The organism is Pseudanabaenaceae cyanobacterium SKYG29 (genome assembly GCA_025055675.1).
Classification (GTDB): domain Bacteria; phylum Cyanobacteriota; class Cyanobacteriia; order Pseudanabaenales; family Pseudanabaenaceae; genus M5B4.
The window spans coordinates 96,898-115,652 of sequence record JANWWT010000005.1 but is presented as its reverse complement, the minus strand read 5'-3'; the positions used below and the strand labels follow the sequence as shown (position 1 = coordinate 115,652).

The following is an 18,755-nucleotide window of genomic DNA, read 5'->3' as shown; positions in this document are numbered from 1 at the left end:
TAACCTAAAATAAAAGCGTCCGTTAGTAACAAACAATACTGATACACGCATGGATACAAGACAGAAAGCATGGCAAGGAGAACTAATCAAGGCATGGCATTGGGTTGTATTTATGTTTAGGCTCCTACAGCAGATGGGGGGCATCAGGGGCATCCTGCAAGCTCTCGGTAAGACGATTGCCATTCTGGTCAAGCGGGCATTTGCCTAATGCTCAAAGACAAACGGGATTTCCCCTTCACGACTGACCTGGAAGCCAACTGGCAGATCATCAGAGATGAAGCCCTGGCGGTCAAGCAGGAACGGTTCTTAGCTTGGCCCGAGCGGCATTTATACCAAGAGGGGTGGGCTGTATTTGGTTTGATTGCCTTCGGCGTGGAAATTGCAGGCAATACCCAACTCTGTCCCCAGACAACAGCACTAGTCAGAGAAATACCAGGGCTAGTCACGGCGGGCTTTTCCGCTTTAAGACCAGGTACTCACATTGCCCCCCACACTGGTTATGCCGATGGGGTTTTACGCTGTCACTTGGGGTTAGTGGGCTGTGCAGGGTGTAGTATCCGCGTTGGCGAAGAAATCAGAACCTGGCAAGAGGGTAAATGTCTGGTGTTTGATGACACCACGGAACATGAGGTCTGGCATCGCGGACAGGAGACACGGATAGTCCTGCTTCTGGACTTTCGCTATCCCTACTATCCCCAGACAACAAAAAATTGGTGGGGTCGCTGGTTTGACGGGAAAAAATCCCAGTAAAATAGCCAGTTATTCCACATAATGGTAAAAGAAGGCAGTGTTTGACTACGATTTAATCATCATTGGTGCTGGGGTGGGGGGGCATGCCGCCGCTCTCCATGCCAGGGCCCAGGGCTTAAAAACAGCAATCGTGGAAGCCCAGGATATGGGTGGTACTTGCGTCAATCGGGGGTGTATTCCCTCCAAGGCGTTGTTGGCAGCAGCGGGAAAAGTGCGGGAACTGCAAGCCAAAGAACATCTGCGGGCACTGGGGATCAACGTGGGAGAACTACAGTTCGATCGTGCTCAGATTGCCCACCATGCCAAGACCACTGTCGAAAAACTGCGCACTGCCCTCACCAACAGCCTTAAGCAACTGGGGGTAGATGTGATTTACGGTAGGGGCAAAATTGCTGGGGTGCAGAAGGTGCAGGTCAACGATCGGTTATACACTGCCCAGGACATTATCATTGCCACAGGTTCCCAGCCCTTTGTGCCCCCAGGAATTCAGGTAGATGGCAAGACAGTCTTCACCAGCGATGAAGGCATCAAGTTAGATTGGTTACCCCAATGGGTAGCGATTATCGGCAGTGGCTACATCGGTTTGGAGTTTTCCGACATCTACACCGCCTTGGGCTGTGAAATCACTATGATCGAAGCCCTCGATACCCTCATGCCTGGCTTTGACCCCGATATTGCCAAACTCGCCGAACGGGTCCTCATCAAACCCAGGGATATTGAGACCTACACGGGGGTACTGGCCAAAAAAGTCATCCCAGGCAGTCCTGTCACGATCGAACTCTCCAACGGCGAAATTTTGGAAGTAGATGCCTGTCTAGTAGCGACGGGGCGAGTACCCCTCAGTGCCGATTTGGGCTTAGAGAATGTAGGGCTATCTCCCAACAAGCGGGGATTCATTGAAGTAGACGATCGGATGGCAACGGGAGTGGATCACCTGTGGGCGATCGGGGATGTGACAGGCAAGATGATGTTAGCCCATGCCGCCTCTGCCCAGGGCATTGCCGTCGTAGAGAATATTTGCGGGAGGAACCGCACGGTGGACTATTTGAGTATTCCCGCAGCTGTGTTTACCCATCCTGAAATAGGCTTTGTGGGACTGACAGAACCCCAGGCTCAGGCAAAGGCAGAAGCAGAAGGGTTTACCATTGGAGTCACGCGTTCCTCCTTCAAGGGGAATTCCAAGGCAATTGCCGAAGGGGAGACAGAGGGGATAGCCAAAGTAATTTACCGCCAAGACGATCGGACACTTCTGGGGGTGCATATTTTCGGACTCCATGCTTCCGATCTCATTCACGAAGCCGCCCAAGCGATCGCCAACCGTGTCACCATTGACCAGCTAGCTTTTCAAGTACACGCCCATCCTACCCTCAGCGAAGTCCTGGACGAGGCTTACAAGCAAGTTATCCATAGTCAATGAGCGGACGGTTTCCCCCACAGGGGCGGATAACAACCCTCTTTACCCTTGTGTTACCCTAGCAATACCATCTCACAACCAGGTGCTATGCAACCACAAGCTGTCCAATCTGCGTACTACTACGGCGATGCCTATTACCGCACGCCGCCCCCTGACCTGCCTTCTCTGTTGTTGAAAGAACGGATTATTTATTTCGGTCTGCCCCTGGTATCCCCCGATGAGTACAAAGACCAGCTAGGGGTAGATGTCACAGAACTAATTGTGGCGCAGCTGCTCTATTTGCAGTACGAAGATAAGGAAAAGCCCATCTATCTCTACATCAACTCCACAGGTACTTCCTGGTACACAGGGGACGCGATCGGTTACGAAACGGAAGCTTTCGCTATTTGCGACACCATGAACTACATCAAACCCCCCGTCCACACCATTTGCATCGGGCAGGCGATGGGAACGGCGGCGATGATTCTTTCAGCAGGCACAAAGGGTTATCGGGCAAGTCTGCCTAACGCTACCATTATTCTCCACCAAGCCAAGCGGCAAGCTAGGGGACAAGCTACCGATATTCAAATTCAAGCTCAGGAAGTCCTGGCTAACAAGCAGGCAATGATCGACATTTTAGCAAAGAACACAGGGCAACCCCCTGAAAAAATTGCCAAGGACATGGACAGAATGTTCTACATGACTCCCCAGGAAGCTAAGGAGTACGGCATCATCGACAAAGTGCTGGAAAGTCCCAAAGACTTGCCCAAAGCCATTCCTGCCGCGGTAGGAGCCTAAAATATGGCAGTGTACACCCCCCGTGTCCCCTATCGTTTCCCCCAAAGTAACTACACCCAGTGGATTTCCATCTACGAACGTCTGTCCCTAGAGCGAATTATCTTTTTGGGGGGCAGAATCTCCGATGGTCTAGCTAATTCCGTCGTTGCCCGTCTCCTCTACATGGACTCGGAAGATAAAGACAAAGACATCTACATCTACATCAATTCCCCTGGCGGTTCGGTGCGGGCGGGCTTAGCCATCTATGACACAATGCAGTGCATCAAAGCCGATGTTTGCACGATCGCAGTGGGTATGGCGATGTCCATGGCAGCGGTGATTTTGGCAGCGGGCACCAAGGGTAAGCGGTTTGCCCTCCCCAATGCGGAAATCATGTTGCACCAATCCTCAGGCAGTGTGGAAGGCCAGGCGAGCGACATTGAGATTGAAGCAGAGGAAATCCTCCGCCTCGATCGCCGTATTAACGAAATCCTCCATCTGCATACAGGACAACCGATGGAGAAACTGGAGAAAGACCAACAGCGGGATTTTTATCTCACCGCCCAGGCGGCGAAGGAATATGGATTGATCGACAAAGTACTAGAACCGAAGGAGTAGATATGCCGATTGGAATTCCCAAAGTTCCCTACCGTTACCCTGGCGACTCATTCACCCAGTGGATTAGCATTTACGAACGCCTGTCTTTAGAACGGATCATTTTCATCAGTGGGGAAGTGACCGATGGTTTAGCTAATTCTGTCATTGCCCGTCTTTTGTACATGGACTCCGAAGATAAGGACAAAGACATTTACATCTACATCAATTCCCCTGGTGGTTCCGTCAGTGCAGGTCTTGCCATTTTTGACACTATGCAACACATCAAAGCCGATGTCTGCACCATTTGCATTGGTTTGGCAGCCTCTATGGGGTCATTTTTGCTGATGGCGGGCACCAAAGGTAAACGGTTTGCGCTTCCCCACTCCCGCATCATGATTCACCAGCCCTCTGGGGGAATTCGCGGTCAAGCCTCCGATATTGCCATCGAAGCCAAGGAGATTTTGCGTCTGCGCCGCCGCCTCAACGAAGAATACGCCAAACGCACAGGACAACCCCTGGAAAAAATCGAACGGGACATGAACCGCGATTACTACATGTCTGCCTACGAGGCAAAAGAGTATGGGTTAATCGATCGGGTGATTGAAGGACCAGCCTAGGGCGTACCGAAGACAAGGTTACGGGTAGTTGTCAAGTTGACAATGCTATCAGGGGGAATCACTACGACCTGGGGAGCCGTGACGTTACCAATAATCACACCAGCGGCAGCTCCTGCTAAAACCTCCTCGGTAGCAATGGCACGATCGCCCGTAATTCCTGCCAAAATAGCAGCGGCGGCAGCTCCCAAGGCAGCATCCCCAACGATACTGCCCGTTGTAGTTTCTCTAGGGTCTTTGACATCGTTGATTAATTCCGACTCTGCCCCCAAAGTGACCGTTACACCCCTGGTAGTGAGTTCTTTAGCAATGAAGCGGGAACCGCCAGGGGCAGGAACAAATTCCCCCCGCACAATTGCCCCCGTCGGAATCAGGGTTGTACCATTTTCCGCTACCACAGGTTGAGCTACTACCAGCTCTGCGGCTAAAGTCTGTCCCGTGGAGATGTAGAGAGTCTCTTTGCCCGCGTAGCGAGTCACCAACCGCTGCCCAGGGCTTAAAGTGAACCGTTGACTGATGGTAGTGGAGCTAGGGGGAGTAGCACTGGGTAAATTACGGAAGGAAGGCGATCGACGCATAATAGTCCCTTGGGCAACCACAGGACTAGCTAGCAGTACACCCAGCACACCGACTAAAAATTGTTTGGTCATATCTTTTTCTTTCCCGCAGTGGATGACTGTACAGACAGCTAGTTTAACCGCCAGGTTCCCCCTACTCAGACAACGATCGGGCTAGCTGTATGTGTAAATTGTGACTAGCTTTGTAGGCTATGTAATGAGCGACGGGCAGGTGGGGCACCAAACTCAAATCACCAATTAAATCCAGCAATTTATGACGGCAGGGTTCATCGGGAAAGCGCAGGGGTGGATTCAGCCATTTTTCCTGGTCACACACGATCGCATTCTCCAAACTGCCCCCCTGAATTAGACCCTGAGACCGTAATTTTTCCACCTGATCAGCCATTGTGAAGGTACGCGCAGGCGCAACTTCTGTGACATAACTATTCCTTCTGTCTGGTGAGCTTGTCGAACCAGAGCTTGTCGAACCAGAGCTTGTCGAACCAGAGCTTGTCAATGCAGGCATCCAAGTGAACCACTGTACCCCGATCGCCCTGGTGGGAAAATCAATACCGTAGGTGAATTGCAGTTGGGGGGCAGGCAGCGCCACCACAAATCGATCGCCCTCTTGCACCCAGACAGGACGTGACAAAACTGGAGGTGGATTCCTTTCTGCTTGAGTAACAATTCCTGCTTGGGCAATTAGTTCTACCCAGGGTAGAGCGGAGCCATCCCCGATCGGTATCTCTTCCCCCTCCACCTCAATAGCCACATTGTCGATGCCCATTCCCCACAGAGCGCTGAGGAGATGTTCCACCGTGCGCACCCCACCTATTTCCGTGGATAGGACAGTCCCTTTCACTTCTGTAACCCTGGCAGGCACAGTGTGACCGTTTATCACAAAATATCTACCTGTATTGGCAGGAGCAGGTGCAAGCGTGACTGTAGTTACTTTACCACTATGCAGACCAACACCTGTCAGAGAGACCGCTGCCCCGATCGTTTTTTGCACCATAGCCCCAAGCTATAATCGAGTCTAGGCTAACACAGAACAGTAACTAATGGCACCTAATTCTCCTAGTTGGCACACGATTGTCGAACTGATTCGGGAAAAGACAGGCATCAGAATTCGTCAGGAAGACCAAACCAACCTGCAGCAAAAGATTAGACAAAGAATCAAAAATCTGGGACTAACAGATGAAAAAGAATACGCCAACCTACTGCGATCGAATCAGGCAAAAGCAGAATGGGACCAATTAGCTACTCTAATTACCACAGGGGAAAGTTACTTTTTACGGGATCGAGGACAAATCAATTTGTTACGAGAAAAAATCCTACCCGACCTACTGCAAAACAAAGCACAGGCAAAACAACTGACCATTCTCAGTGCAGGTTGTTCCACAGGAGAAGAAGTCTACTCCCTCGCTATTCTTTTGCAAGAAATTCCCTATCAGTTACAGGACTGGCAGATAAACCTAGTGGGAGTTGACATCAATCAGCAAGCGATCGAGAAGGCCAAACGGGGTATCTACTCCGAATGGTCATTTAGGGGCGTAGAAAACCACTACCGATCGTTATATTTCCGTCGGCACCTGGAGGGGTGGGAAGTTGTGCCATCTTTGAAGCAGGGCGTGCAATTTTACCAGTGCAATCTTGTAGAAGATGAACTAGCTCTCTTTACTAGAGGCAATGTTGATTTGATCATCTGTCGTAATGTCTTTATTTATTTTGATGTCGATAAGATTCAGGTTGTTGTCCAGAAATTCATTGATCTACTGCAACCAGGGGGATATCTAGTCACAGGACACACAGAATTGCAAGCCCAAGCCATTGCTCCCTTAGAGTTAATTAATCATGCCGAATCCCTCACTTACCGCATGCCAACAACTAAAATTTCCCATGAATTAACTCAGTCTATACCTTTTGTCCCAGTTTTGCCGGAAAATCATAAACAAAAAGGTAAACAAATGGTAAAAGATGGTAACTATCTAGGGGCAATTGAGCAGCTGCAGGAGTGGTTAGCTTCCCACCCCCAAGACTCAGAAGCATTACTACTAGTTGCTACAGCCTATGCCAACCAGGGTCAATACCAAGCTAGCCAAAAAATCTGTCAACAAATCTTGGCGGAAGACCACGCCTGCCTAGAGGCTCTCCATCTCCTTGCCCAAATTGCCGAAGAACAAAGCGATCGGGAGCAAGCCAAAGAATACCTGCGCCGTATGATTTTTATCGACCCCAACTACATTCCCCCCTACTTTGATTTAATTGATCTACATCTCCAAGACGGGGAACAATCCCAAGCAGAACGCCTTATCCAGGCTATCATCCCCATCGCCAAAACCGTGACTATCGAACAGCAAGCTAAACTTATTATTCTACAACAAATCACTGAGAGTAAAATTTAAGGGGAAAAGTCAAATAATTATAAAACTAAGTCAAACAGATATAAGGGGAAAATAACAGAGTAATAAGACTACAAAAAGTATACAAATATACTTGACAAATGTTAGGAATAGTTTCTAAGGTGTAGAGTACAAGGATCATTAGGGGTAAATTCGTGACGAAGGCAGAGAACAGTGTGGTACACAAGGAAAACAACCTGACCAAGTCCCTGCTGGAGCTGCAGAAAGGTGGGTATACAGGGGCAGTCAAGGTAAGTAGCAAATGCACAGGGAGTAAATATTTGCACTATTTTTGTTTCTTGCAGGATGGTGATCTAACCTTTGCCAATCAATACATCCCCACAAACAGAGATTTGGTTAATATCCTAGGCAAGAGCCTGAAGCTAGGCTATGTTGATTCCCTCTTAGATTTTGTGTCTCGCCGTGTTGACTTGGACAGAGGTTCCACCTACGAGGTGCTTAACACGATCGTGTCCACCAAAGCCATTACCTGGGAAGACATAGAGAAATTTTGCTTACAACGGGTACTAGTTATCCTGGAGAGATTGTTGCCTCATGCCTGTACTATTGATGTGCTAGCCAACGTGAGGATCAACTTGGGTTTTGGTGATAGTCAACATCGCTTTAGCTGTAAGGAGGTCTTGCAGCAACTAGCCCAGCGGCAGAAAAAATGGCGACAGTATGCCCCTGTGATTCGCTCCCTGGAAGACATTCCTGTTGTCCATGACAGTGTGTTACAAGCAGTTACCCACAAAGCTACGCTCGTACATCTGGAAAAATGGGTAGACGGACAGCGCACGATCGCTGACATTGCTGAAGCTTTGGAACAAGACCCCCTCGTACTAGCTCCCCTCTACTACCACTGGGTGGAGGAAGGTTTGATCGAAATTCGCCACGCCTCTAGTCCTAGCGAAACCAAAACCAAGACTGTTCCTGTGATTCTAAGTGTAGATGACAGCCCGATCGTGCAATCGATGCTACGCAAGACTCTCAGTAGTGACTACGAGGTGATTTGTGCCAGTAGTGCGATGGAGGCATTGGGCATTCTCAATCGTACCCAGGTTGACCTGATTTTACTGGACGTGACCATGCCTGAAATTGATGGGTTTGAGTTCTGTCGCACTATTCGCAAGATCAGCAAGTTCAAAGACACACCCGTAATTATGCTAACGGCGAAAGATGGGTTAATCGATCGGGCAAGGGGGCATTTAGCAGGCACAAATCGCTACCTGACCAAGCCAATCAATCAAGATGAGCTGCTAGCTGCTATTCGGGAGCACTTGCAAGATTAACGTTTCTCATTGTATAGTGTGTTGAGAGGGGGTGGGGTGGGAAGGATTACAGTGAGGGTTGTATAACGTAATAACTAACAAAATGGAAAAGTATATAGAGACTGGCACCCTAGTAGATATACTATCAGCTCTACAGTCCTGCGCTTACACGGGCACAACTAGGGTAATTGCTAAGGGTATAGACAGGCAATGTTTTTTAAGTTGGCAGGAAGGACAGCTCACACTTGCTGATTATGACAGGCTGACCCCAAAGCGGCTGTACCAAATTTTGGGTAAGTCGATTAAGTTTAGTTTTGGTAATTTTTCAGAGGATGGAGGTTCAATTTACGCAAGCTTAGCGGAGGTTGTCAAAACTGGTGCTACCACCTGGGACAACATAGAGAAAATTATCCTTACCAAAGTTATACTTGTCCTAGAGAGGTTATTGCCGTATCGTTGCACAGCTTATCCAGAGCCACAGATGCACCTAGACATTGCTTACAGTGTTGATCGCCATGGCTTCGCCATTACCGAGATAATTACTCAACTAAAACAACGGCAAGAAAAATGGAAAAAATATGCCCCTGTCATAAGTTCTCCTGAAACCGTAGTCAGGGTTCGCCCAGGTGCACTAGAAACAATTGACAATAAAACTGCCCTTAGCCACCTGCAAAGGTGGGTAGATGGTATCCGCTCGATCGGTGACATTGCTGAAGCCCTAGACCAAGACCCACTTACCCTAGCTCCCCTATACCATCTCTGGTTCAAGCAAAATTGGCTAGAGACTTGTAATGCCACCAAGCAGGTTTCCCTGAAAACACTTCCAGTAATCTTAGTTGTAGATGATAGCCCGATCGTCCGCTCAATGCTTAGTAAAGCCCTTGCCCCAAATTATGAAGTTATTGCTACTGCCAATGCCATGGAGGCATTGGGCATTCTCAATCGTACCCAGGTTGACCTGATTTTACTGGACGTGACCATGCCTGAAATTGATGGGTTTGAGTTCTGTCGTACTATTCGCAAGATCAACAAATTTAAGGACACCCCAGTGATTATGTTGACAGCAAAAGATGGATTAATCGATCGGGCAAGGGGGCATTTAGCAGGCACAAATCGCTACCTGACTAAGCCAGTTAATCCAGAGGAGCTACTGGAAGCAATTCGGTCATATGTTTAGTTATTTACAAATAGGGTTACATGCCCAGACCTATGGATTACCCCTAGAAATAGTGGAAGAAATTCTCCTGCTGCCAGAAATTACACCCCTACCTGATGCTCCTGGTGATGTTATAGGAATAGTCGATCGGCGGGGGCAAACTTTGCCAGTAATACATCTAGCTAAGCGGTTGGGGGTAGGTGAGCCAAGCTGTAAAGTTACGGATAACCTGGTAGTAGTTAGTGTGGAAGGGGTGGCTGTCGGGGTAATTGTCGAGCGGGTGGCGGAAATTCTGGAGATAACCCCCGATCGGACGGAGGAACTTAGCGAGGCATTTAGCCCTCCTCTGAGCAACTTTCTAATGGGTGTGGGGAGAGTAGGTGATACAGTTTTGCCCCTAGTCAATCCTGCTACCCTCATCCGATCGCCTTTGGCTGTGAGTGAGGTTGCCACAGTCGATGTTAGCCACGATTTAGGGGATTTTTACAACCGATTTGCTCCTACTGCTACCCCCCAAGAGCAAGCAGTATTCTATCAACGGCGCATTAACCTAAGCCAACAGAAAATAGAAGAGAGCCGAGAACAATTTCCCCTTGCTATTGCTGAAATAGACAATGAACTGATGGGGTTTCCCATAGAAGAGGTGCGAGAATTTATAGTCCTAGAACAGCCTGTCCCTACTCCATTTAGCCCCCCATTTGTGATGGGCACAGTCAATGTGCGGAGTGAAATCCTCACCATTATCAACATCCGTAACTTCTTGGGTCTGAAGACTACTGAGCGAAACAAAAACAAAGCGATCGTGGTACATTCTGACAAGGTAAACGTGGGCGTTGCCACAGACGAGATTAGGGGCATAGTTGATATTGATGTGGATAAAACAGTAGTGAACATTGCCAAAGAAGCTAGACAGGGAATTATGGGTACCGCTATACTTGGAGGCGAATTAATTACGATTGTTAACTTGCAGGAAGTACTCAGTAAGCTCTAGTGGAGGGAGGTAGCTTATGTTTGATCGACTGAAGTTACGGGGTAAAATTTTGAGTGGCTATGCCATACCGATCGTTATTGCTTTCCTTTCTACTCTGTTAATTTTTGCGGAGATAAGGAATACCCGTAAGTACCTGACAGATAGCCGTACTGCTAACAATCTCTTGTTTCTCCTGCTAGAGGATGGTTTTGTGACAACTAGCATTGACCACAAAGTCACCGAGTATTTATTGTCTAACGCTCGACAGTCTGACAACCTAAGGCGGGTGGATGAACTACGAAAACGGCAACAAGAACTACTAAGCAAGAAGAATGAGATAATTGGAGCTAAACCTGATCTTCTTAATTTTGATCAAGTTAAGGATAAAATTCGCAGCTTGGAAGAACTAATATTGAAGAATAAGCAGGTTAGCCAAAGGACTTTAGATTTAGCTACCAATGGCAAACTCGCAGAAGCAACTAAGTTGTGGTTTTCTTCTGAACATCAACAATTGATTGATCAGATTATATCCTTAACTGAGGAGATTAACAAATTAGTTCGAGAAACTTCAACGTTCAAGCGGCAGCTAACGACTAATGCGCTTAATCGCAGCATTACATTCTCCCTACTAGGTTTGTTACTAACGGTACTTGTTTCCCCTGCAGCTGGTGTATTTATTACTCGGTTAGTCACCAGGAGCATTAGTAAAACCACCACAGAACTTGCTAGTATCACCTCTGAGATTGCTGCTTCTATGGCAGAGCAGGAGAAAGTTATCTCTCAGCAAGCTGTATCTGTCAACCAAACCACAACCACGATGGAGGAGTTGGGAGCCTCTTCCCGTCAGTCTGCTGAACAAGCTATCGCCTCCTCTACCAACGCCCAAAAGAGCTTGGAACTCTGCCACACAGGCAGTGATTCCGTCAACAAAACCCTCCAGGGCATCAGCACAGTCAAAGATAAGGTCACGGCAATCGCAGACAAAATTGTCCACCTGAGCGAGCAAACCGCCCAGATCTCCACAGTATCTGACCTGGTAGCCGACATCGCCAATCAGACCAATATTCTCGCTTTGAATGCAGCAGTAGAAGCCGCCAGAGCAGGGGAGCAAGGCAAAGGCTTTGCTGTCGTAGCCCAGGAAGTACGCAAACTGGCAGACCAGAGCAAGGCATCCGCAGACAAAATTAGCCATCTGATTAGAGAAATACAGTCTTCCATCAACTCGACAGTGATGGTGACGGATGAGGGGACAAAGACAGCCAATGAAAGTATGAGACTAGCCCAGGAGACGTTGCAGGCGTTTGAGAGCATAGTGAAGGCAGTGGAGACGATCGCAATGAACACGCAGCAGATAGCCTTGAGTTCGAAGCAACAGGCAGTGGGAGTGCAGCAAGCAGTGTCTGCCATGAATGCCATCAATTTGGCGGCGAAAGAAGCCAGTGCCAGTGTAGCCCAGGTCAAGGCAGCTATCCAACAACTGTCAGAATCAGCTCAATTTCTCAGGGATCAGATTTAGGTGTTGATGAAGGGAGTTACAACAATAGCCTATGCTTAATCGTCTCAAATTGAGGGGCAAATTTCTGGTAGCCTACTCTATCCCTATTGCTATATCTATAGTTGCAACAGTCCTAGTTTTTTACGAAACAAGGAATACTAACAGGTATCGGCAGGAAAGAGACCAGAGTAAACAGTTGGTTGAGGAGTCACTTGCGACACAAGTAACTGGCACTGCTATTAACTACGAGTTAGCTGAGTTATTATTAGCGGCTGGCAAACGAACAACTTCTGTGGAAAGGATTGACCAATTTAACAAAGTTCAACGAGACCATCTAGCTAAGATACAACAGATTGTCGACTCAAGACCTAACTTGCTGAACTTCACCGTGATAGAAACTAAGTATAGGGAGCTAGAGAATCTACTTGCCAAAAATCAGGAACTTAACGATCGGTTCATCCAACTATTAACCACTGGTAAAAAGGCAGAAGCAGAAAATTTATGGTACTCAGATGAGAGGGAAAGCTTGGCAGCTGATACTAGAAGAGTTGCAGACGAACTTGCCAATCTAGCGCGAGAAAACTACACATCTAAGCGAAATTTAGTAGTGCGTAGTGCTAATCTTACTATTTATTACGCACTGTCAGCCCTCATACTAACTATCCTGATTGGTGTAGTGATGGCTGTTCTTATAGTTCAGTCGATTGCCCAAGGTACCAACAAAACAGTGGCAGAATTTGCCAGCATTACTTCCCAGATTGCTGCTTCTATGGCAGAGCAGGAAAAAGTCATCTCACAACAGGCTGTCTCTGTCAATCAGACTACAACTACAATGGAGGAGTTGGGAGCTTCTTCCCGTCAGTCTGCTGAACAAGCCATTGCCTCTTCTTCCACTGCTCAGAAAAGCTTGGAGTTGTGTAATACAGGTAGCGAATCAGTACAGAGGACACTACAAGGTATCATTGCAGTCAAAGATACGGTGACATCGATCGCTGAGAAGATTGTGCAACTGAGTGAACAAACTGCCCAGATCTCCACAGTATCTGACCTGGTGGCCGACATTGCCAATCAGACCAACATTCTCGCTTTGAATGCTGCAGTAGAAGCCGCTAGAGCAGGGGAGCAGGGTAAGGGTTTTGGTGTTGTAGCTCAAGAAGTACGTAAACTGGCAGACCAGAGTAAGGCATCCGCCGAGAAAATCAGCAATCTCATCAGAGAAATCCAATCTTCGATCAATTCGTCTGTAATGGTGACTGATCAAGGGACAAAGACAGCCAATGAGAGTATGCGACTAGCCCAGGAGACTTTGCGGGCGTTTGAAAACTTGGTAAAGGCAGTAGAAACGATTGCGGTCAGTACCCAGCAAATAGCCCTTAGTGCCAAACAACAGGCGGTGGGAGTCCAACAAGCAGTGTCGGCGATGAATGCGATTAACTTGGGAGCGAAAGAAGCTAGTGCCAGTGTGGCGCAAGTCAAATCAGCTATCCAGCAACTATCGGAGTCGGCACAATTGCTGAAGGAGCAAATTTAATGTTATCTTCACTACTTTTGTAACCTACAACAGATGTTAGAAACAATAACTACAATGCTAGGAGGTTCTGGGAGATATGAAAGTTCAGACTAAAGGGGCAGTAGTTGTTGGTAGTATTGTAGCTGTTGGGATTATTGAAATTATTGTCACCATTCTGGCTAACAGTATCACAGAGATTGCACCTGTAGTTAATCAGTCAGGCTTAGTGCGAGGGGGAACACAGAGGTTAGTCAAGTTGAAGTTGTTTGGTGGTAACCCTGAAACGATTGCTAAACTTAAGGACAGAACCAACAAAAGAATCAACGGATTGCTGAACGGCGATCGGGAACTTGGCTTGCCTAAAATTAACGATCGAGGCTATCAAGAAATCATGACACAGGTACAGAGGGAATTTCGTCCCATTGATGAGCTAGTTAGCCAACCTAACCCTGATCCAAAAGAATTATTTGCCCTGAGTGAGTCCTTTTTTGAAACCACCGATCGGGCGGTGAAAGTAGCAGAGGACTTGGCGAAAAAGCGGGAGAATAGATTGAGGCTATTTGAACTGATCTCCACAGTTTTGGTCTTTGGGGCAATAATTTTAACGATCGTGCTTGTCAGGGGAATTATACAGTTGTTAGTGCGTACAACCGCTGAAATTGCGAGTACAGCAGCCCAGATTTCCAGTTCTATGGTAGAGCAGGAAAAAGTAATTTCCCAGCAAGCAGTTTCTGTTAACCAAACCACCATCACAATGGAGGAGCTAGGGGCATCTTCCCGTCAATCAGCTGAGCAGGCAGTTACCGCTTCTAGTAGTGCCCAGAAGAGTTTAGAATTGTGTCAGGCGGGAAGTGAGTCAGTTCAGAAAACTATCCAGGGAATTAGCCTGGTTAAGGACAATGTTACCGCCATTGCAGAAAAAATTGTGCACCTTAGTGAGCAAACAGCCCAGATTTCTGCGGTCTCCCAACTTGTAGCAGACATTGCCAATCAAACAAACATACTGGCGCTCAATGCCGCGGTAGAAGCAGCAAGGGCAGGGGAGCAGGGGAAAGGTTTTACAGTTGTAGCCCAGGAGGTGCGCAAACTAGCTGACCAAAGTAAAGCCTCAGCAGAAAAAATTGGTGACTTAGTTAAAGACATTCAAGCCTCCATCAACTCAACTGTGATGGTTACAGACCAGGGAACAAAAACAGCGGCAGAGAGCATGCAGCTAGCCCAAATTACGCTAGAATTTTTCCATAATATCGTCAGTGCTGCCCAAACAATATCTATGAATGTCCAACAGATTACCCTCAGTGCTAAGCAGCAAGCAGTAGGAGTACAGCAGGCAGTATCAGCAATGAATGCGATTAATCTAGGGGCACAGGAGTCTGCTAGTGGTGTTAATCAAGTAAAACTAGCTCTGGGGCAGTTATCAGATTCCATATCGTTATTGAAGGAGCAAATTTAATTATGATGATAGAAGATGAGGAATTACGATCCCTCTACAAAGTAGCTAGTGCTGAGCATATAGCTAAGCTGGAGGAGGGCTTATTACACCTAGAAAGGAATCCTCAGGATCAAAAGAAGCTGGAGGAGTTGCTAAGACACGCCCACTCCCTGAAGGGTGACTCACGGATGTTGGGAGTCAAAGATGCAGAGACTCTTACCCATCACCTAGAAGACATTCTCAGTGGTATTAAGCAAGGTACGCATCGATTTTCTCCTAGTGTATTTGAGACCTTGTTCACAGGTTTAGATGCTATCAAAAAAATCGCCCAGGAAGCAGTAACGGGTGAACCAGCCAATGTCAGTGCGTTCCACATTGCAGCGGAAATGATGGCAGTTCTAGGAGAAAGTGAAGCAACTCCTCCGATTCCCCTAGCAGAAATTCCTGTCCCAGAACTATCTCAGGAAGGTGAGGATGACCTTGCAGCGCTTCTGGCATTAGCGCAGGAGAGGGAAAGGGTAATCCAAGAAGAGAAAGACACTAAACCGATTGCTACTGCCCCTGAAATTGAAGTTAAACCTGAGCAACTAGATACAGTACGGGTTGAGTTATCTGAACTAGATGCACTTTTACAATACACGGGAGAAATAGCAGTTACCCAGCAACGTTTGAGTCGACAATTAGAGCTAGTGCGTAGTCTGAGTCAGCTGTGGGAAGAAGTAATACTTGGCAGAAGTGAGCAGAAGGAGATTGTTCTTAACCGTATAGGGGAAATTCTCCCCAAATTGCAGACCAACTTGGAAAATGATAGCACTCGTCTAAGGGTGGTTGCAGAACAACTAGCTCAGGACATTAGAGAGTTACAACTACTACCATTTTCTACTATTTTCAATTTGTTCCCCCGCACAGTCAGAGACATTGCCAAGAGTCAAAATAAAGAAGTGAATTTCACCATTACAGGGGCAGAAAATCTCGTCGATCGGAAGATTTTGGAGGAGATCAAAGCTCCCCTCAGCCATCTGTTACGCAATGCCATTGATCACGGTATAGAGTCTCCTGCTGAAAGAGTTGCTCTTGGTAAGCCTGCTACAGGCAATATATCCCTGGTAGGTAAGGTGCAGGGTAATGAAATCCTGATTGAGGTAACAGATGATGGTCGGGGACTGGACACAGAAAAAATTGGACGGGCTGCTGTAGAAAAAGGTATTATTACTCCTGCTGAACTCGCTTTAATGTCTAAGGAGGAGATACAAAGTCTCATATTTCGTCCAGGCTTTTCTACTAAAACAGAGGTCAGTGAAATTTCTGGCAGAGGTGTTGGTTTAGACGTAGTAAAGGATGCAATCAATCGTTTACAGGGTCAAATTCGATTAGAATCCCAAGTGGGAGTTGGATGTGTATTCCGCCTAATTTTAAGAGCTAACCGCAGTGTTGTTCCTACCTTGGTTGTCAGGAGCAGCGGAGTTTTCTATGGGATACCGATCGATTATGTAGTAACCTCCCTATTAGTGCGACCAGAGGAGGTAGTAATGGTAGCCGATCGACCCCAGATTATTTGGCAAGGGCAGAATCTGCCTGTTAGCTTTTTAGCAGATATTTTGCAGCAACATCGTAGCGGTAGGCATAAGGTCTACCCCTGTGTCATTGTCCAGACAAACGAGAGTAAGCAGGGTTTAATTGTAGAAGCCATTACTGATTATCAAGAAGTGCAACTGCGGGAAGTGAGCTTGGTTAAGGCACCACAACTGTTAGGGTCAACTCTTCTCAGTGACGGCAGTATTTGTTATGTCCTAAATGTATCTGCATTGCTAAGCGGTAAGTCTTGCTCTTCCATAGATAGTTTTACAGCACCAGAGAGGCCACCCCTCAAAGTTTTGCTAGTAGAAGATTCTCTGCCGATTCGCACTCAGTTAAGACGTATCTTGGAAAAGGAAGGTTATCTTGTGACTGTTGCTGTGGATGGGTTGGATGGGCTGCAAAAGTTTCAGCAGGACAAATTTGATGTGGTGGTTTCCGACGTAGAAATGCCTAACCTCAACGGTATAGAAATGACCCAAAGAATTAGGTCAGCTAACACAAGAATTCCTATCATCCTTGTCACCACCCTTGCTAAAGCCCAAGACCGAGAAAGGGGACTCAAAGCTGGTGCTAATGCTTACATTACTAAAGGTGATTTTGATCAAAGTGTGTTGTTAAGTACGATTAGGAGGTTAGCTGCATGAGTAAGATTAGGGTAGTGCTGATTGAAGACTCGATCGTGGCTTTGGAGATTCTCCAACGGCTGATTAATTCTTCAGGGGAGGTGGAAGTAGTAGGTACAGCAACAGATGGGGTAGAGGGATTGCAGGTAATTGCCCGTACGAATCCCGATGTAATTTGTACAGATTTGCAAATGCCTAATATGGATGGTTTAGAGTTCACTAAGGCAGTGATGCAACAGTTTCCCCGTCCAGTATTAGTCATCAGCAATGCTGTGCATCCCACAGATGTTGATAATATCTTCAATTTAATGCAAGCAGGGGCACTAGACTTCTTCCCCAAGCCTACCAGTGGTACAGCTACGGACTACGAAAGATTGCGGGATACCTTAATCACTAAAATTAAAGTATTAGCTAGTAAGAGAGTATGACGATCGGGGTTTTTGTTGTAGAAGATTCACCGATCGCTCTGCAGGTTCTTAGTAATATCATTGACTCTGCTCCTGACATTAAATTAGTGGGAACTGCCACTAACGGTATAGACGCTCTGCTGCAAATCCCTAAGGTCAACCCTGACGTAGTTTGTACTGATTTGTATATGAAAGGGATGGATGGGTTAGAGTTAACTAGACAACTCATGTCCCGCTATCCCAAGCCAATTTTAGTTATCAGTGTGGGAGTGGGTAAAGGGCAAGAACAAAATGTATTTCAGCTATTGGAAGCAGGAGCAATTGATGTTGTAGCTAAACCAGAAACAGGGTTATTAGAGGACTACGATCGATCGGAAATTGTGCAAAAAATTCGCATCTTAGCAGGGGTGAAAGTTTTTACCCGTCCCCTCCGACCATCTCCTACTTCTAGTGCTCTTCCTAGACAGGCAGTCCAGCCTAAAATTCAGACAGAAAAACATGACTCAATAAAGATTATTGCCATCGGCGCTTCTACAGGTGGACCGCAAGCAGTAGGGAAGATTCTTTGCCAATTACCCAAAGACTTCCCCTTACCAATTCTCTGCACGCAACACATTAGCATTGGCTTTTTGGATGGCTTAGTTAACTGGATGAATCAGGAGTGTCAGTTACGAGTAAAAATTGCTGAAGTGGGGGAAGAATTACAACCAGGCATAGTTTACTATGCTCCCGATCAGTTTAACTTAGAGGTTTCTAAATATGGAAAAATTATACTGTCACCCCCCTATGAAATGGAGAGACACTGTCCTTCCGTAAATGTCATGTTTCGATCGGTGGCATTGAATTATGGCAGTGCATGCATGGGTATTTTATTAACGGGAATGGGAGATGACGGTGCACAGGGATTACAAACAATTGCCTTGGCGGGAGGCGTTACAGTAGCCCAGGATGAAGAGGGCTGTGCGGTTTTTGGTATGCCCAAAGCAGCTATAGATTTGGGGGTAGTGCAACATACTCTGAAAATAGAAGCCATCAGTCAATTTATTATGAACTACTTGTAGGATAACCATCCTCCAAAACCAGCATCTTGTCATTGAAAAAATTAGGGTCGATGTCGACCATAGCACAAAAAGCTACCAGTACCACTTTTACCTGACTCCAGAGCGAGCAGTATTGCTCAAGAAGGCTATTAGTTGTACCCGATTGGTCTATAATCGTGCTCT

18 protein-coding genes are annotated in these 18,755 nt (G+C 46.9%); 16 read left to right on the top strand and 2 right to left on the bottom strand.

Translation table 11 applies throughout. The annotated features are described in order from the left end of the window. Positions 1-49 precede the first annotated feature (49 nt). From NZM01_09300 to NZM01_09275, 6 genes are all read left to right on the top strand, one after another. Complete coding sequence (locus tag NZM01_09300) at positions 50-208, top strand: hypothetical protein (protein ID MCS6960231.1); 159 nt, start codon at positions 50-52, stop codon at positions 206-208. Continuing rightward, a complete protein-coding gene (locus tag NZM01_09295) occupies positions 208-750 on the top strand; it encodes an aspartyl/asparaginyl beta-hydroxylase domain-containing protein (GenBank protein MCS6960230.1) in 543 nt (180 codons plus the stop codon). Before NZM01_09300 ends, NZM01_09295 begins: the two co-directional genes overlap by 1 nt. Before the next feature lie 37 nt (positions 751-787). After that, entirely contained in the window at positions 788-2,167 is a 1,380-nt protein-coding gene (gene lpdA, locus NZM01_09290) for a dihydrolipoyl dehydrogenase (protein ID MCS6960229.1), read from the top strand. Positions 2,168-2,251: 84 nt separating this feature from the next. After that, a complete protein-coding gene (locus NZM01_09285; GenBank protein ID MCS6960228.1) occupies positions 2,252-2,941 on the top strand; it encodes an ATP-dependent Clp protease proteolytic subunit in 690 nt (229 codons plus the stop codon). Positions 2,942-2,944: 3 nt separating this feature from the next. After that, positions 2,945-3,538 carry an ATP-dependent Clp protease proteolytic subunit gene (locus tag NZM01_09280; GenBank protein ID MCS6960227.1) on the top strand — a complete coding sequence of 198 codons (594 nt, stop codon included), beginning with the start codon at positions 2,945-2,947 and terminating at the stop codon, positions 3,536-3,538. Between the two features lie 2 nt (positions 3,539-3,540). Next, positions 3,541-4,134, top strand: coding sequence for an ATP-dependent Clp protease proteolytic subunit (locus NZM01_09275; protein MCS6960226.1), 594 nt, complete (start codon positions 3,541-3,543; stop codon positions 4,132-4,134). Here NZM01_09275 and NZM01_09270 read toward each other — a convergent pair. Together NZM01_09270 and NZM01_09265 are read right to left on the bottom strand one after the other, a co-directional pair. Further along, positions 4,131-4,781, bottom strand: coding sequence for a hypothetical protein (locus NZM01_09270; GenBank protein ID MCS6960225.1), 651 nt, complete (start codon positions 4,779-4,781; stop codon positions 4,131-4,133). The two genes, NZM01_09275 and NZM01_09270, sit on opposite strands and share 4 nt — an antisense overlap. Before the next feature lie 61 nt (positions 4,782-4,842). Then, complete coding sequence (locus NZM01_09265) at positions 4,843-5,703, bottom strand: UDP-3-O-acyl-N-acetylglucosamine deacetylase (protein ID MCS6960224.1); 861 nt, start codon at positions 5,701-5,703, stop codon at positions 4,843-4,845. 46 nt (positions 5,704-5,749) lie between these two features. Here NZM01_09265 and NZM01_09260 point away from each other — a divergent pair, with 46 nt between their 5' ends. The 10 genes from NZM01_09260 to cheB all read left to right on the top strand — a co-directional run bounded on the left by NZM01_09260 (position 5,750) and on the right by cheB (position 18,593). Next, positions 5,750-7,093 carry a tetratricopeptide repeat protein gene (locus tag NZM01_09260; protein MCS6960223.1) on the top strand — a complete coding sequence of 448 codons (1,344 nt, stop codon included), beginning with the start codon at positions 5,750-5,752 and terminating at the stop codon, positions 7,091-7,093. Between the two features lie 152 nt (positions 7,094-7,245). Beyond that, positions 7,246-8,382, top strand: a complete 1,137-nt coding sequence (locus tag NZM01_09255; protein ID MCS6960222.1) for a response regulator — start codon at positions 7,246-7,248, stop codon at positions 8,380-8,382. Between the two features lie 82 nt (positions 8,383-8,464). Next, entirely contained in the window at positions 8,465-9,538 is a 1,074-nt protein-coding gene (locus tag NZM01_09250; GenBank protein ID MCS6960221.1) for a response regulator, read from the top strand. Next, the gene (locus tag NZM01_09245; GenBank protein ID MCS6960220.1) at positions 9,531-10,508 is read left to right on the top strand and encodes a chemotaxis protein CheW; all 978 of its coding nucleotides are present in this window, start codon (positions 9,531-9,533) and stop codon (positions 10,506-10,508) included. Before NZM01_09250 ends, NZM01_09245 begins: the two co-directional genes overlap by 8 nt. Positions 10,509-10,524: 16 nt before the next feature. After that, complete coding sequence (locus tag NZM01_09240) at positions 10,525-12,003, top strand: methyl-accepting chemotaxis protein (GenBank protein MCS6960219.1); 1,479 nt, start codon at positions 10,525-10,527, stop codon at positions 12,001-12,003. A gap of 811 nt (positions 12,004-12,814) precedes the next feature. After that, entirely contained in the window at positions 12,815-13,513 is a 699-nt protein-coding gene (locus NZM01_09235; protein ID MCS6960218.1) for a methyl-accepting chemotaxis protein, read from the top strand. A gap of 76 nt (positions 13,514-13,589) precedes the next feature. Further along, entirely contained in the window at positions 13,590-14,945 is a 1,356-nt protein-coding gene (locus NZM01_09230; protein MCS6960217.1) for a methyl-accepting chemotaxis protein, read from the top strand. A gap of 2 nt (positions 14,946-14,947) precedes the next feature. Beyond that, positions 14,948-17,146: a response regulator gene (locus tag NZM01_09225; GenBank protein ID MCS6960216.1), complete on the top strand. Its 2,199-nt coding sequence runs from the start codon at positions 14,948-14,950 to the stop codon at positions 17,144-17,146. Continuing rightward, a complete protein-coding gene (locus tag NZM01_09220) occupies positions 17,143-17,553 on the top strand; it encodes a response regulator (GenBank protein MCS6960215.1) in 411 nt (136 codons plus the stop codon). The genes NZM01_09225 and NZM01_09220 overlap by 4 nt, the downstream gene beginning before the upstream one ends. Beyond that, complete coding sequence (cheB, locus tag NZM01_09215; GenBank protein MCS6960214.1) at positions 17,550-18,593, top strand: chemotaxis-specific protein-glutamate methyltransferase CheB; 1,044 nt, start codon at positions 17,550-17,552, stop codon at positions 18,591-18,593. The genes NZM01_09220 and cheB overlap by 4 nt, the downstream gene beginning before the upstream one ends. Positions 18,594-18,755 lie beyond the last annotated feature (162 nt).

Bases quoted from the DNA above. Each gene is read 5' to 3' on its own strand.
- NZM01_09250 (MCS6960221.1), top strand. From the start codon at position 8,465: ATGGAAAAGTATATAGAGACTGGCACCCTAGTAGATATACTATCAGCT.
- NZM01_09230 (MCS6960217.1), top strand. From the start codon at position 13,590: ATGAAAGTTCAGACTAAAGGGGCAGTAGTTGTTGGTAGTATTGTAGCT.
- NZM01_09295 (MCS6960230.1), top strand. From the start codon at position 208: ATGCTCAAAGACAAACGGGATTTCCCCTTCACGACTGACCTGGAAGCC.
- NZM01_09220 (MCS6960215.1), top strand. From the start codon at position 17,143: ATGAGTAAGATTAGGGTAGTGCTGATTGAAGACTCGATCGTGGCTTTG.
- cheB (MCS6960214.1), top strand. From the start codon at position 17,550: ATGACGATCGGGGTTTTTGTTGTAGAAGATTCACCGATCGCTCTGCAG.
- NZM01_09300 (MCS6960231.1), top strand. From the start codon at position 50: ATGGATACAAGACAGAAAGCATGGCAAGGAGAACTAATCAAGGCATGG.
- NZM01_09260 (MCS6960223.1), top strand. From the start codon at position 5,750: ATGGCACCTAATTCTCCTAGTTGGCACACGATTGTCGAACTGATTCGG.
- NZM01_09245 (MCS6960220.1), top strand. From the start codon at position 9,531: ATGTTTAGTTATTTACAAATAGGGTTACATGCCCAGACCTATGGATTA.
- NZM01_09280 (MCS6960227.1), top strand. From the start codon at position 2,945: ATGGCAGTGTACACCCCCCGTGTCCCCTATCGTTTCCCCCAAAGTAAC.
- NZM01_09265 (MCS6960224.1), bottom strand. From the start codon at position 5,703: ATGGTGCAAAAAACGATCGGGGCAGCGGTCTCTCTGACAGGTGTTGGT.
- NZM01_09225 (MCS6960216.1), top strand. From the start codon at position 14,948: ATGATGATAGAAGATGAGGAATTACGATCCCTCTACAAAGTAGCTAGT.
- NZM01_09240 (MCS6960219.1), top strand. From the start codon at position 10,525: ATGTTTGATCGACTGAAGTTACGGGGTAAAATTTTGAGTGGCTATGCC.
- NZM01_09235 (MCS6960218.1), top strand. From the start codon at position 12,815: ATGGAGGAGTTGGGAGCTTCTTCCCGTCAGTCTGCTGAACAAGCCATT.
- NZM01_09285 (MCS6960228.1), top strand. From the start codon at position 2,252: ATGCAACCACAAGCTGTCCAATCTGCGTACTACTACGGCGATGCCTAT.
- NZM01_09270 (MCS6960225.1), bottom strand. From the start codon at position 4,781: ATGACCAAACAATTTTTAGTCGGTGTGCTGGGTGTACTGCTAGCTAGT.
- NZM01_09275 (MCS6960226.1), top strand. From the start codon at position 3,541: ATGCCGATTGGAATTCCCAAAGTTCCCTACCGTTACCCTGGCGACTCA.